13 protein-coding genes and 1 pseudogene are annotated in these 13669 nt (G+C 66.7%); 10 read left to right on the top strand and 4 right to left on the bottom strand.

Annotation, left to right across the window (positions count from 1 at the left end):
• The first annotated feature begins 33 nt into the window (after positions 1 to 33).
• Positions 34 to 1326, top strand: coding sequence for a phosphomethylpyrimidine synthase ThiC (gene thiC, locus Q0J54_RS07735; RefSeq protein WP_296304891.1), 1293 nt, complete (start codon positions 34 to 36; stop codon positions 1324 to 1326).
• Between the two features lie 500 nt (positions 1327 to 1826).
• On the opposite strand, the gene Q0J54_RS07740 is transcribed toward thiC, so the two are convergent.
• Complete coding sequence (locus Q0J54_RS07740) at positions 1827 to 2753, bottom strand: EamA family transporter (RefSeq protein WP_296304892.1); 927 nt, start codon at positions 2751 to 2753, stop codon at positions 1827 to 1829.
• Positions 2754 to 2897: 144 nt separating this feature from the next.
• Between Q0J54_RS07740 and Q0J54_RS07745 the strand changes: the two genes are divergently transcribed.
• Positions 2898 to 3368, top strand: a complete 471-nt coding sequence (locus Q0J54_RS07745) for a Fur family transcriptional regulator (RefSeq protein WP_296304893.1) — start codon at positions 2898 to 2900, stop codon at positions 3366 to 3368.
• Between the two features lie 632 nt (positions 3369 to 4000).
• Positions 4001 to 4240: pseudogene (locus Q0J54_RS07750) on the top strand (HPP family protein); the annotation flags it as partial.
• Here Q0J54_RS07750 and Q0J54_RS07755 read toward each other — a convergent pair.
• Positions 4219 to 5259 carry an alpha/beta fold hydrolase gene (locus Q0J54_RS07755; RefSeq protein ID WP_296304894.1) on the bottom strand — a complete coding sequence of 347 codons (1041 nt, stop codon included), beginning with the start codon at positions 5257 to 5259 and terminating at the stop codon, positions 4219 to 4221. The pseudogene Q0J54_RS07750 and the gene Q0J54_RS07755 overlap by 22 nt on opposite strands.
• A 28-nt stretch (positions 5260 to 5287) precedes the next feature.
• Between Q0J54_RS07755 and Q0J54_RS07760 the strand changes: the two genes are divergently transcribed.
• From Q0J54_RS07760 to Q0J54_RS07785, 6 genes are all read left to right on the top strand, one after another.
• On the top strand, positions 5288 to 6688 hold the full coding sequence (locus Q0J54_RS07760; protein WP_296304895.1) for an NAD(P)/FAD-dependent oxidoreductase: 1401 nt from the start codon (positions 5288 to 5290) through the stop codon (positions 6686 to 6688).
• Between the two features lie 120 nt (positions 6689 to 6808).
• The gene (rfbB, locus tag Q0J54_RS07765) at positions 6809 to 7873 is read left to right on the top strand and encodes a dTDP-glucose 4,6-dehydratase (protein WP_296304896.1); all 1065 of its coding nucleotides are present in this window, start codon (positions 6809 to 6811) and stop codon (positions 7871 to 7873) included.
• Positions 7860 to 8759: a glucose-1-phosphate thymidylyltransferase RfbA gene (gene rfbA / locus Q0J54_RS07770; protein ID WP_296304897.1), complete on the top strand. Its 900-nt coding sequence runs from the start codon at positions 7860 to 7862 to the stop codon at positions 8757 to 8759. The genes rfbB and rfbA overlap by 14 nt, the downstream gene beginning before the upstream one ends.
• A 15-nt stretch (positions 8760 to 8774) precedes the next feature.
• Entirely contained in the window at positions 8775 to 9347 is a 573-nt protein-coding gene (gmhB, locus tag Q0J54_RS07775) for a D-glycero-beta-D-manno-heptose 1,7-bisphosphate 7-phosphatase (protein WP_296304898.1), read from the top strand.
• A 15-nt stretch (positions 9348 to 9362) separates the two neighbouring features.
• Positions 9363 to 9920, top strand: coding sequence for a dTDP-4-dehydrorhamnose 3,5-epimerase (gene rfbC, locus Q0J54_RS07780; protein ID WP_296304899.1), 558 nt, complete (start codon positions 9363 to 9365; stop codon positions 9918 to 9920).
• 58 nt (positions 9921 to 9978) lie between these two features.
• Complete coding sequence (locus Q0J54_RS07785) at positions 9979 to 10851, top strand: pyridoxamine kinase (RefSeq protein WP_296304900.1); 873 nt, start codon at positions 9979 to 9981, stop codon at positions 10849 to 10851.
• A 298-nt stretch (positions 10852 to 11149) separates the two neighbouring features.
• Here Q0J54_RS07785 and Q0J54_RS07790 read toward each other — a convergent pair whose 3' ends face one another.
• On the bottom strand, positions 11150 to 12424 hold the full coding sequence (locus Q0J54_RS07790) for a competence/damage-inducible protein A (protein WP_296304904.1): 1275 nt from the start codon (positions 12422 to 12424) through the stop codon (positions 11150 to 11152).
• A 2-nt stretch (positions 12425 to 12426) separates the two neighbouring features.
• Entirely contained in the window at positions 12427 to 12963 is a 537-nt protein-coding gene (gene cysC / locus Q0J54_RS07795; RefSeq protein WP_296304901.1) for an adenylyl-sulfate kinase, read from the bottom strand.
• 136 nt (positions 12964 to 13099) lie between these two features.
• Between cysC and Q0J54_RS07800 the strand changes: the two genes are divergently transcribed.
• Positions 13100 to 13555, top strand: coding sequence for a hypothetical protein (locus Q0J54_RS07800; protein ID WP_296304902.1), 456 nt, complete (start codon positions 13100 to 13102; stop codon positions 13553 to 13555).
• Positions 13556 to 13669 lie beyond the last annotated feature (114 nt).

Genomic DNA, 13669 nt, shown 5'->3' on the forward strand with positions numbered 1-13669 from the left:
CCTGCCCTGCGTCGCAACCCGCGAGGCTCAATCATGGCATCTTCGCTCCTTTCGCTCAACAGCACGCTGCGCGATCTCCTTGATGCGCACCTGTCCCGCATCGCCGCCGAGGAAGGACTCGACCCTCAGGCCATCACCGACGCCATCAGCGCCGGTACGATGGTGCTGCTGGGCAACCCCGCCCACAAGGGGGTGAAACCCATCATCGTGGGCCAGCCGTCCCGCATCAAGGTCAATGCCAATATCGGCACATCCCCGCTCTGCAACTGCCTCAATACCGAGGAGCGCAAGCTCAAGGCCGCGCTGGACGCGGGCGCCGACACGGTGATGGACCTTTCCATCGCCGGCGATCTGGACGCCATCCGTCAGGGCATGCTGGCCGCCAGCCCCGCTCCGCTGGGCACTGTGCCCATGTATGCCGTGGGCCAGCAGATCCTCGACGCCGACCGGGACATCGCCAGCATGAAGGCCGACGATCTGTTCAATGAGATCGAAAAGCAGGCCAGACAGGGCGTGGACTTTATGACCGTGCACTGCGGCCTGTCCCTCAAGGGCGCGCAGTACGGCGTGGAAACCGATCGCGTCATGGGCGTCGTGTCCCGCGGCGGCTCCATGCTCTCCCGCTGGATGCTGGAGAACCAGCGCGAAAATCCGCTGCTGGAATACTTCGACCGCCTCATCGACGTCTGCCGCCAGTACAACGTCACCCTGTCCCTGGGCGACGGTCTGCGTCCCGGCGCGGGCGTGGACGCGGGCGACGCCGCCCAGTGGGAAGAGGTCATCAACCTCGGCCGGCTGGCCAAATACGCGCTGGAGCGCGGCGTACAGTGCATGATCGAAGGGCCCGGCCATGTGCCCATGCATCAGGTGCGTACCCAGATCCAGGGCATCAAGCGCCTGACCAACAACGCGCCGCTCTATGTGCTCGGGCCGTTGTGCTGCGACAGCGCGCCGGGCTATGACCACATTGCCGGCGCCATCGGCGGCGCCATCGGCGTGGAAGCCGGAGTGGACTTCCTCTGCTACCTCACGCCCGCCGAACACCTCACCCTGCCCGATGAGGCCGATGTGCGCGCGGGCGTCATGGCCTCCCGCGTGGCCGCTCAGGTGGGCGAAGTGGCGCTGGGCACCAAGCGCGCCGTGGCCCGCGAAGCTCTGATGAACGAAGGCCGCAAGACGCTTGACTGGGACAAGATGCGCGCCGCCGCCCTTGACCCCGAACAGCTCGACAAGCGCCGCGAAGAGCACAAGAATGAAGAAGTCTGCGCCATGTGCGGCAAGTTCTGCGCGGTGAAGATGCTGCGCGACCGCAAGACCAGCGCGTAAGCGCGAGCCTCCCCTGACCGGCGCTCATCCGCCGGAAGGACGGCATATCGTGGACAGTGAAAGGGCGCTCCCTCGGGAGCGCCCTTTTTGTCCGCATGGCGTGGGGCGTTGCCGTGGCCCCAGGGAGGATGAGTACATTTCCCGTTTGGAACGCTTTACGTTTCGATCCATACGGCCTGTCATTTCACGGAAAAAGCGCGGTTTTTCGCTCGGTTTGGGGGGGCGTGCCGCCTCGTGTCCCTGTCTCTCCCCCGGTAAAAGCGCGTTGGGGAAGGGATGGGGGGCTTGGGGGGAAGAATGGCGGGAACGCCTTTTCTTGCGTTGCGTGAAAAGGCTGGGCCCTCCCGCGCCGGCGGCGACCGAAAGGCGGCCTGAAGGGCCGTGCCCGTTGGGCGACGCAGGAGCCTTACGGGCATCGACAGCAGAGCGAGGGGTTTCCCTTCCCCCCAAACAGATGGCGAATAGTATTGACAGCCCCTTGGGCGGCGAAGGCGGGCGCGCTACTTGTTGTGCTTGTCCCACATGACGAAGAAGACCGAACCCACGATGAGCACGCAGGTCAGCAGGATACGCCAGGTGATGGTCTCGCCGCCGATCTGCCAGCCCAGGAAGACGCCGATGACCGGCACGACATATTCATACGAAACGGCCGTGGCGATGGAAGCATGGGCGAGCAGCCAGAAATAGGCGTAATAGGCGATGATGGCGCCGCCCACGGTCAGCCAGGCAAAGGCGACGAGCTCCGGCGTGCCGAGGGCGGATGGCCGCAGTTGGGCGGCTTCGCCGGCGCAGGCGGCCACCAGCAGAGATTCCAGCCCGCCGCAGATGAGCAGGAGAGCACAGGACTGCATGCCGGACAGGGCCGAGGCGTGGGGGAAGCGGCGGGAAATGAGCGTACCGGACACCCAGCCCAGGGTGGCGGAAAAGACCCAGATCATGCCGGAAAGGGAATTGACGGCTTCCGCGGGCTGGCCTCCCTGGGCGGCGGCTCTGCCCAGCGTGAGGAGCAGCAGGCCGGTCCCCCCGCCCAGCAGGCCGATGCACTGCATGAGGGTCGGGCGCTTTTCTCCGGCAAAGAGCCAGCCCGCCACCAGCATGCTGATGGGCGTGGAAGCCGTGATGATGGCCGCCGTGGAGGACGTGATGCCTTCCTGTCCCTTGGCAAGGAAGCCGCTGGCCATAAGCACCATGAAAACGGCCAGCCAGACGGCGTGGCGCATGTCCGCCCAGCGTGGCCGCCGCCAGCGGCCGGTGAGAAACAGCAGCAGGGACAGCAGCAGTCCGCCGCAGAGCATGCGCAGGCCGCAGAGGGTGAAGGGCCCGAAGGCGTGCATGCACAGCTTAAGGCAGATGTAGGTCGAACCCCACGAGATGTAAAGCAGAAACAGGTTCAGCAGGATGAGCATCCCCGTGTGGGAGAGTTGCATGGCGACCTCGCGGGAGCCCGCACGGCTCCAGGAATTGAGCGCGTCGACCCTAGCACCCCTCCTGCCGCCGGTCAAGGGAGCTTGCAGAGAAGGCTTGGCAGATGACCGGGCCCATGCTAGAGAAAGAGCATCAGGGGTAGGTCTATGAACAATACTGCTTTTCATTCCGCCTTTCAGGAGTTCATCAGCCGCAAGGGCATGAACGCCACGGCGCAACGGCGCATCATCGCCGAGGTATTTTTTGGTTTTCCCGGACATCATTCGCTGGAAGAATTCTACCAGCGCGTACAGCAGCAGGATCCGAGCATCGGCCAGACGACGGTCTACCGGACGTTGAAGCTGCTTTGCGAGGCCGGGCTGGCCACGGAGATACATTTCAGCGACGGCATCGCCCGCTATGAGCTGGCCGCGGCGGACAGCCACCATGATCATATGGTCTGCATCGCCTGCGGCAAGGTCATCGAGATCTATGATCCGCGCATCGAGAAGATCCAGCACGAGCTGGCCCGCAAGTACGACTTCCTCCTGCGCGGCCATGTGCATAATCTTTATGGCATCTGTGCCGCCTGTGCCGCGCGCGAGCAGCGCGAGCGGGAGAAGACAGGCCTTCCGTGATGTCGTCAGATTGGAGTTGACATTCGTTTTCAAATATGCCAGCCTGACGTCACAGGAGGCGGAAAACGTATGGAAACACTTCTTATTGTCCTTATCGTTCTGGCGGCAGCGGCCTACATGGGACGCAAGTGCTGGCGGGCTGTCGCCGCCGGCGGCAGGGGAAGCTGTGGCTGCGGTTCCTGCCGCTGCGGCCATCCGGCGGGGCACACTTCGTGCGGTACAGGGCGGAAACCCGCGGGAACGGAGCTTCCCTGCTGCTCGCGAGAGCGCTAGGTCCTGTTCACGCTCCTCGCCGACTGCTTGGGGCCTTCCCTTTCCAGCAAACAGCAAATGGCGGTGACGGTCCTAAGGCCTGCTACCATAACTATATGTAATTTCAGCGGACAAGACAAATAAGCTGTACACGCTCCGCTTGTCTTTGGGGGCGGGGTTGCCTCGTGTCCCGGCAGATTGTCAAACGAAAGTTGACACAAGGAAGACCCCGTCTTCCCTCATTTTTTCCACAGTTGTCCTGTAACCGAACTTCTTGCGCGGGCGGTGGTTTATGAAGGCCACCGCCCGCGCTGTCTCGTGCTCCCCAAGGCCCCTGAAGTTTCGAGTGCGGCTGCGGCCCGCTGCTGCCGGCCCCGCTCTGGCTGGCGGCCGCGCTGGCCGTTTCCACGGCCATCGCCTCCATGCATCTGAGCAAGACGCTGCACCCGCCCGGCGGGGCCACGGCGCTCATCGCCGTCACCGGCGGCGAGGGCATCCGTCAGCTCGGCTACCTCTATGCCCTCGTGCCCTGCCTGGCCGGGGCCTGCCTCATGCTGGGCATCGCCCTGCTGACGAACAACCTTGCCGGCGAGCGCCGCTATCCCCTCTGCTGGTGGTGAGGCGCGGGGGCGGGGTCGTCGCCCTGCCCGGCATGTGCGGAAAGGAAATCCGCCACACGCCGCTCGTCGTACCAGACGTCGCCCCGGCTCACAAACCCCGCATGCCCGCCGTGGCGGGGCACTTCCAGAAAAAGGTGAGCATTGTCCCGCGCGGCATCCCACGGATAGCAGGACGGCGCGCAAAAGGGATCGTCGGCGGCCAGCAGCAGATAAAGGGGGATGTCGATGCGCGGCAGCACGGGCAGGGCGCTGCATTCCCGCCAGTAGGTCGCGGCGTCGGCAAAGCCGTGCAGGGGGGCGGTGAAGCGTTCGTCGAACTCGGTGAAGGTCCGAAAGCCCTCCATGCCCTCGAGAGAGGGGAAGTCGGGGAAGCGGGCCGCCTTTTCGCGCATCTTGGCCCGCAGGGTACGCAAGAAATAGCGCATGTAGAGACGGCAGCCCGGCCCGGCCATGATCCGCGCGGCCGCGGGCAGATCGCAGGGCACGGACACCGCCGCCGCGGCGCGCACCCACGGCGAACGGCGGGCCTCGGCCAGATAACGGCATATCTGATTGCCGCCCATGCTGAAACCGGCCAGCAGCACCGGCAGACCGAAGGTCTCGGCATGGGACACCACGCGGGCCAGATCGTCCGTCTCGCCCATGTGGTACAGCCGCCGCGTCCGGTTGGGCTCGCCGGAACAGGAGCGCATGTTCCAGGCCAGCACCCGGAAGCCGCGCCGCACCAGCTCGCCCGCCAGCCCCAGCACATACCGGCGGCGGCTGTGCCCTTCCAGCCCGTGCGAGATGACGACCACGCCCCGCGTCTCGTCCGTCCGCGCGCCGGTATCCCGCAACGGCGGATGCTCATCCACATCCAGAAAGTCGCCGTCGGACGTCTCCAGCCGCAGGCGGCGCAGCCGTTCGCGCTGTGCGGCGGCGGGATAGCGCACCCGGCGGCCCCTGGCGGCCCAGATGGTATTGACGTGCGCCTGCCGCGCCCAGAAGGGCGGCACATAGGCGGAAGGAAGTATTGGCACGCTTCGCCCCCTTGTGTATGGTTGCGCCATGTACGATCCCCGCTCATCTTGTCCGGCGCGCGAAGCGCTGTCAAACACTCCCTCCCCGGCCGCTCCCCTTCAGACAGACGTTCTTGTGGCGGGAGCCGGCCCGGCCGGTCTCATGTGCGCGCGCGAAGCCGCCGGACGCGGCCTGCGCGTCCTCGTGCTGGAGACGTCCGGGCGGCCCGGGCGCAAGCTGTTGATAAGCGGCGGCGGCAAGGCCAATTTCACCAATCGCCGCGTGCTGCCCCTGCACTACCGCTGCGGGGACCCCGCCTTCTGCGGCCCGGCCCTGAAAGCCTTTTCTCCGGCCGTCATGGAACGCCTCGTGGCGGCCTGGGGCCTGCCCGTGGAGGAACGCGGGCACGGCCAGCTCTTCCTCACGGTCCCGGCCCGTGATCTTCTGCACTGCCTCATGGCGGACGTCCAGGCGCGCGGCGGGGTGGTGCATACCCATTGCGCGGCGCGTGCCCTGCGACGCACGGCGGACGGCTTTCGCGTGGAGACGGACGACGGCCCCTGCCTGGCCCGCGCCGTGGTGCTGGCCGCCGGCTCCCCGGCCTGGCCGCAGGCGGGCGGCTCCCCGGCGGGCTTCCGGCTGGCGCAGTCCTGCGGCCATACGCTCGTCCGGCCCTTCCCGGCCCTCGCCCCCCTCCTGCTGCCGCCTGACGCCCTGCCTGTCCCGCCGCCGTCCCCGGCCCGGGAAACGGCGACACCCCGCCGCCTGCCGCCAGCCGCCCGTCGGGGCCTGCCGCCAGCCGTCCGCTCCAGGCCCGGCGGCCCGCCGTCATCACCGGCCGCGGACGCAACGCCGACGCTGGCGGGCATCAGCCTGCCGGTTCGCATCTCCCTGCCGGAAGCGGGGCTCCCGCCGGCGCTGGCCCGCGATCCCGTCTGGCAGGACGACCTTCTCTTCACCCATGAAGGCCTCAGCGGTCCGGCGGCCCTCAAGGCTTCGCTCTTCTGGGAGCCGGGCATGGCCGTGCAGGTGGACTTCCTGCCCGGGACGTCCTTCCGCGTGCTACTGGACGACCCGCAGAGCGGACGCCGGAGCCCGCTCGCCCTGCTGCGGCAGCGGCTGCCACAACGGCTTGCCGAAACCCTGCTGCCGCCGGAGCCTGCCCGCCGCCGTGCGGCCGAACTGTCCCGCGCGGCCCGCGAAACGCTCTGCGCCGCCGTGCACGCCCGACGCTTCCAGCCCTGCGGCGTGGCGGACTTCCGCAAGGCCGAAGTCTGCGGCGGCGGCATCGACGTCCGCGAGGTGGAGCCCCGCCGTCTGGAAAGCCGTCTTGTGCCGGGACTGTTCCTTGTCGGAGAGCTGCTGGACGTGACGGGCCTGCTGGGCGGCTACAACCTGCACTGGGCCTGGGCCAGCGGCATGGCCGCCGGACGGGCCGTCCTCTCCTGAACGACCGCGCGACCGGGGCGGGGCTCCCCGCCGGCATGACGGCCCGGCGGCCTTTTTTCCTTGCCGTCCGCGCGGCCTTCGCCTACCATGCGGTATCATAACGAGTAAGGATACCCGCCCATGAATTCCTGTCACCTGATCACCGGCGGCGCCGGTTTCATCGGTTCCTGCCATGTGCTGCGGACACGGGCCGCCGGCACGCCCGTCGTCACGCTGGACAAGCTGACCTATTCCGGCAACCTCGCCAACCTGGCTCCGCTGGCCGGAGATGCCGACCACACCTTTGTACAGGGCGACATCGGCAACGGCGAACTTGTGGCGCACCTGCTGCGCACGCACCGCCCCGCCGCGGTCGTCAACTTTGCGGCCGAAAGCCATGTGGACCGCTCCATCCTCGATCCCGAGGCCTTCGTGCGGACCAACGTGCTGGGCACGACCACCCTGCTGCGCTGCGTGCTGGCCTACTGGCGGTCGCTGAAGGAGGAGGAACAGCGGCATTTCTGTTTCCTGCACGTCTCCACGGATGAAGTTTTCGGCAGCCTCGGCCCGGAGGACCCCGCCTTCACCGAGCACACGCCCTGCGCGCCCAACAGTCCGTATGCGGCCTCCAAGGCGGCCAGCGACCATCTGGTGCGGGCCTTTCACGAGACCTACGGTCTGCCCGTGCTGCTGACCAACTGTTCCAACAACTACGGGCCGCGCCAGTTCCCCGAAAAGCTCATCCCCCTGCTCATCCGCAACGCGCTTGCCCGTGCGCCCCTGCCCATCTACGGCACGGGACAGAACGTGCGGGACTGGCTGCATGTGGAGGATCACTGCGCGGCCATCGCCCGTGTGCTGGAAGCCGGCACGCCGGGCCGCTCCTACAATATCGGGGGCCGGGCCGAGCGCAGCAATCTGGAGGTGGCCCGCGCCGTCTGCGCCATCCTGGACGAGGAGCGCCCCCACGCCGACGGGCCGTACGCCGATCTCATCACCTTCGTGACGGATCGGCCGGGGCATGACTGGCGCTACGCCATGAACTGCGACCGCATCGAACGGGAACTGGGCTGGCAGCCGCGCCACAGTTTCGACTCCGGCCTGCGCCATACCGTCCGCTGGTATCTCGACAATGCCCACTGGCTGGAAGCCGTGCAGAGCGGCGCCTACCGCCAGTGGCTGGAGGTCAACTATGCGGGGCGCTGACGTGCGACGCAAGGGCATCATCCTGGCAGGCGGCTCCGGTACGCGCCTGCATCCCATCACGCTGGGCGTCAGCAAGCAGCTCATGCCGGTGTACGACAAACCCATGATCTATTATCCGCTCAGCGTGCTCATGCTGGCGGGCATGCGGGAGATCGCCATCATCTCCACGCCGCAGCACCTGCCGCTCTTCCAGGCCATGCTGGGCGACGGCAGCCAGTGGGGCTGCGCCTTCACCTACATCGTCCAGCCCCATCCCGACGGTCTGGCTCAGGCCTTCCTGCTGGCCGAGGACTTTCTGGCGGGCGCGCCGGCCTGCCTCATCCTGGGCGACAACATCTTTTTCGGCCACGGCATGGACAAGCTGCTGGAAACGGCCATGCGGCAGGACGGGGGGGCCACGGTCTTCGCCTATCATGTCAGCGACCCGGCCCGCTACGGCGTGGTGGAATTCGACGAGCTGGGCAACGCCCTGAGCATCGAAGAAAAACCCGAGGAGCCGCGCTCCAACTACGCCGTCACCGGCCTGTATTTCTATGACGAACGCATCGTGGACGTGGCCCGCACCATCCGGCCCTCGGCCCGCGGCGAGCTGGAGATAACCGACGTCAACAATCACTATCTGCGTGAAGGGAGCCTGCGGGTGGCCCGCATGGGGCGCGGCATCGCCTGGCTGGACACCGGCACACACGACTCCCTCCTGGCGGCGGCCAACTTCGTGCAGGCCGTGCAGAGTCGTCAGGGCCTCAAGGTCGCCTGTCCCGAGGAGATCGCCTGGCGCAAGGGCTTCATCGACGCCGACCACCTGCGGGATCTGGCCCGGCCTCTCTGCAAGTCCGGCTACGGACAATATCTGCTGGAACTGGTGGACGTCGCGCGCGGCTGGTGACGGGAGATCGGCACGGTGTCCTCCTCCCCTTCGACCCTGCGGCCCGCCGTCTTCCTGGACAGGGACGGCACGCTCAATGCCGACCGTGGCTATGTCTGCCGCCCGGAAGACATCCGCTGGCTGCCCGGCGTGGCCGCGGCTCTGGCCCGCCTGCGCTGGGCGGGCTACCTGCTCATCGTGGTCACCAACCAGTCCGGCATCGCCCGCGGCTATTACGACGAACAGACCATGCAGGCCCTGCATGACTGGATGGGGGCCGATCTGCGCGCCCAGGGGGCCCATATCGACGCCTTCTACCATTGCCCGCACCACCCGGATCTCAGCGGGGCCTGCCCCTGCCGCAAGCCCGCCCCCGGTCTGCTGCTGCGGGCGGCGGAGGACTGGTTCATCGATCTGGGACACTCCTGGATGGTCGGCGACAAGATGAGCGACGTGGTCGCCGGAAGGGCCGCGGGCTGCACGCCCATCCTGCTCGACACAGACATCGCCCCGCCGGACGAGGACCCCGCCCTGCTGCGGGCGGCCAGCCTGGGCGAGGCGGCCGATCTCATCCTCTCCGGCCGGACAGACGCCGCATCAGACAGCTAACCTGAGAGAAAAGCTATGGAAGTTGAACAGACAAGCGTTGCGGACGTGCTCCTCATCCGGCCCAGGATCTGGGGGGATCAGCGCGGCTTCTTTGTGGAGACCTGGCAGCGGGATCGCTATGCCGCGGCCGGCATCAGCCTGCCTTTCGTGCAGGACAATCATTCCCGCTCGCGCGGCGGCACCCTGCGCGGCCTGCATTTCCAGCGCAGCCATCCGCAGGGCAAGCTTGTGTATGTGTCGCTGGGCAGCGTGTTCGACGTGGCCGTGGACATCCGCCCCGATTCTCCCACCTTCGGCAAATGGTTCGGCGCCGTCCTGACGGCGGACAATCAGCACCAGCTCTGGGTCCCGCCGGGCATGGCGCACGGCTTCCTCGTGCTGAGCGAGACCGCGCACTTCCACTACAAGTGCACCGATTTCTATCATCCCGAGGACGAAGGCTCCCTGCGCTGGGACGACCCGGACATCGGCATCATCTGGCCGGATTCGCCGGAGATCCTCCTTTCCGACAAGGACAGGGTCGCGCCCTGCTGGCGCGACGTGCGCGACGCCCTGCTGCGCGACAGGGCCTGACCCGCGCCGCCACCTTTCCCCACAGCCGTCAGCCCCTGACGGCAGGAGCATGAAACGCATGTACGACACTCCCCTGCGCCGCGTCGCCGCCATCCATGACCTTTCCGGCTTCGGGCGCGTTTCGCTGACAGCGGCCATCCCCATCCTCAACAACATGGGCATCCAGACCTGTCCCCTGCCCACTGCGGTGCTCTCCACCCAGACAGGCGGCATGACGGGCTTCACCTTCCATGACCTCACGGGTGAGATGGACCCCATACTCGACCACTGGCAGCGCCTGCAACTGACGTTCGACTGTGTCTATTCCGGCTTTCTCGGCAATCTGGATCAGGTGGAGATCGCCGAGCGCTGCATACGGGATTTTCTCAAGCCTTCCGGCTTCGCGCTGGTGGACCCCGTGCTGGCGGACAACGGCGTCCTCCTGCCCACCCAGACCCTGGACATGGTGCGGGCCATGCGCCGCCTTATCGGCTGCGCCCATATCGTGACCCCCAACCTCACCGAAGCCGCCCTGCTGCTGGATGAGCCCTACCGCCCCGATCTTGGGCCGGAGGACCTCAAGCGGCAGCTTGTGCGGTTGGCGGACATGGGCCCGCGTCAGGTGGTCATCACCAGCGCCCCGGCCTATCAGGAGGGGCACTGCGCCTCCGTGGCCTACGACCGGACGGAAGACCGCTTCTGGATGATCAGCAGCCGCTGGATCGACGCCTTCTATCCCGGCACGGGCGATGTCTTCGCCAGTGTCCTCGTGGGAGCCCTGCTGCAGGGCGACAGCCTGCCCCTTGCGGTGGAGCGCGCCGTGCGCTTCGTGACGCGCGGCATCAGCGTCACCCTCACCCAGCATACCGTGAACACCGAAGGCATCCTGCTCGAACAGGTGCTGTCCAGCCTGAGCGACAGGGAAGGGTTCGGCCAGTATACGGAATTCTAGAGCGTATCGCCGCTGGAAAGGGGAACAGGCGAGGCGGCGGCACAGCGCCGCCCGGCCCGGCGTGAGCGGAAAAACCGCCTTTTTCCGCAGACAGACAGGCCGTATGGATTGCGATGCCACGCGTTTCACGCTGAAAAGGCTCCCGGGGCAGGACCTGCCGTCCCTGCGCGGCATTTTCGCAAGCGTTCACAACAGGAAAAAACAAGCCGGGGAAGGGCGTCCGCCTTTCCCCGGCATATCGTTTTTCCAGAATTTTCGTCACGCGCCGCCGCACGGCGACACAGGATGAGGACCGGCCTCAGAAGCGCCCGCGCGTGGAGGCCTGCAATTCCACTTCCAGGCCCGTCAGCGCCCGCCGCAGCATGTCCAGCCCGTGGCCCACGGCGCGACGGCGCGTCCACTGCCGCCCCATGTAGCGGCCCTGCGGCCGCATGACCCGCAGCCAGGTACGGTCAGCTCCGGCAAGCGCAATGTAGACGAGGCCCACCGGCTTTTCCGCCGTACCGCCGTCCGGCCCGGCTATGCCGGTGATGCCGATGCCCCAGTGGCTGCCGGCCCGCTCGCGTACGGCGGCGGCCATGTGCCGGGCGACTTCCTCGCTCACCGCGCCCACGCGGGCAAGCAGTTCCTCCGGCACGCCCAGCAGGCGAGTCTTGCTCTCATTGGCGTAGGTCACCACCCCCGTCCGAAAGACGGCCGAGGAGCCGGGCACATCCGTGATGGAGGCGGCCAGCAGGCCGCCGGTACAGGATTCGGCCGTGGCCACGGTCTGGCCGCGCCGGGCCAGCTCCGGCACGACCACGCTTTCCAGATTGTCCACGTCTACGCCGTAGACCACGTCCCCCAGCAGTTCCCGCACACGGGCAAGGGTGGGCGCAGCCAGGGCTTCGGCCGCGTCGGCGCTGGCCGCCTTGGCCGTCACCCGCACGAACATCTCGCCGTCCGTGGCATAGGTGGCGGTGGAGGGATTGGCCAGCCCGGTCAGCTCGGCCAGCCGCAGGGCGGCGTCCCCCTCGCCCTGCGCGAAAGTACGCACCATGTGCGAACAGATGCAGGCCTGTGTCCGGGCCGCCAGGATGGGGACAAGCTGTTCCCGCAGCATGGGCAGCAGCTCGCGCGGCGGGCCCGGCAGCATGGCCACGGCCTTGCCGTCGGCGCGGCAGGCATAACAGCCCGGGGCCGTACCTATGCGGTTGGGCAGGGCCTGCGAGCCGCGCGGCAAGAGCACCTGTTTGTACTGATTGGGCCCCATGCGGCGCTCGCCGAAATATTCCTTCAGCCGGGCAAGGCTGTCGGCGTCCTCTTCCAGGGGCATCTCCAGCACGGCGGCGATGGTCTCCTTGGTGAGATCATCTTCCGTGGGGCCCAGCCCGCCGGTGGTGATGACAAGATCGCTGCGCGCGAACGCCTCGCGCAAGGCCTCTTCCAGACGTCCGGGATTGTCGCCCACCACACAGCTGTGCAGCACGTCGATGCCCAGCGCGGACAGCTCCCGTCCCACATGGGCCGCATCGGAATTGACGGTGTGCCCAAGCAGCAGCTCCGTGCCGACGGCGATGATCTCCGCCTGCATGCTCACCCACGCTCCTTTCCGCCGCCGGCCAGCTCCTCCACGATCTGCCGGGCGCACTCGTACGGCGTCCGGTCGACGGTGGGGACGACGCAGTCCGCATGCTCAGGAACCTCAAACGGCGAGGAGATGCCGGTGAACTCGGCGATCAGGCCGGCGCGCACCTTTTTATACAGCCCCTTGGGATCCCTGGCCTCGGCCACGTCCAGCGGGGTATTGATGTAGATCTCATAAAAGCGCTCCGACCCCACGATGCGGCGTGCCTCCTCGCGGGCATTGGCCAGCGGCGAGATGAAGGCCACAATGGGCGAGACCCCCACCTGCAGCAGGATGGCCGCCACTTCGGCCACCCGGCGCTGGTTTTCCGTGCGGTCGGCTTCAGAAAAGCCAAGGTCGCGGCAGAGCCCCTGCCGCAGCACATCCCCGTCCAGGATGAAGGGGTTTTCGCCGCGCTCGCGCAGCAGCGGCACCAGCTCGCCGGCGATGGTGGATTTTCCGGCCCCGGAAAGGCCGGTGAACCAGTAACAATAAGCTTGCGTCATGGATGAGCTCCTTGCAATGTAATTCTGCCATGTTAGCCGCTCCCGCCGGACGACGCAAGCCGCCACAAGCCGCTTGCCAGCCGGGGCAAGCCCGATTAAGCTGGCCTCCAACCTATTTTCGTCACGGGGAAACGCCATGAAAAATATCTGTCTCGTCCTGGCCCTGCTCATCTTGGCCAATCAGCCCGTCTATGCCCGCACGCTGGATGCCGAATACTTTACCTTTGACGTGCCGGACGGCTGGGAGGTGGTCATGGAGCCCACCTGGGAAGAGCAAAACGTCAGTCTGGTCGTGGCCCGTACGGACAAGAAGTCGGCCGCCACGCTGGTGGCCGGCCAGACCCACGGCACGCGCATGGACATCATTGCCTCCATGTTCGCCCAGATGTTCCAGACCGGCATGCCCGTGGAACAACAAGGCAATGTCTATACCGTCCCCTATGAAAAGGAAAACGTCTCAGGGCGACTCTGGATGACGGAAAGCAACGGAATCTTCCTCATCTATTCCCTGAGCGGCGATGATCATGCCGCCCTGAACATGGTCAAGTCCGCCGTGAAGAGCTCGCGCTATCCGGGCCTTGTGCTGCCGTAAGGCCTGTCAGCACTTTTCGCTGTCTGCTTTGGGGGAAGGGGGCAGATTGTAAATTGAAAGTTAACAGAGGGCTTGCCAAAAAAAGAAAGCCCCATGACAGTTGTTTTGCAAGCA

The organism is uncultured Desulfovibrio sp., assembly GCF_944324935.1.
Lineage (GTDB): Bacteria > Desulfobacterota > Desulfovibrionia > Desulfovibrionales > Desulfovibrionaceae > Desulfovibrio.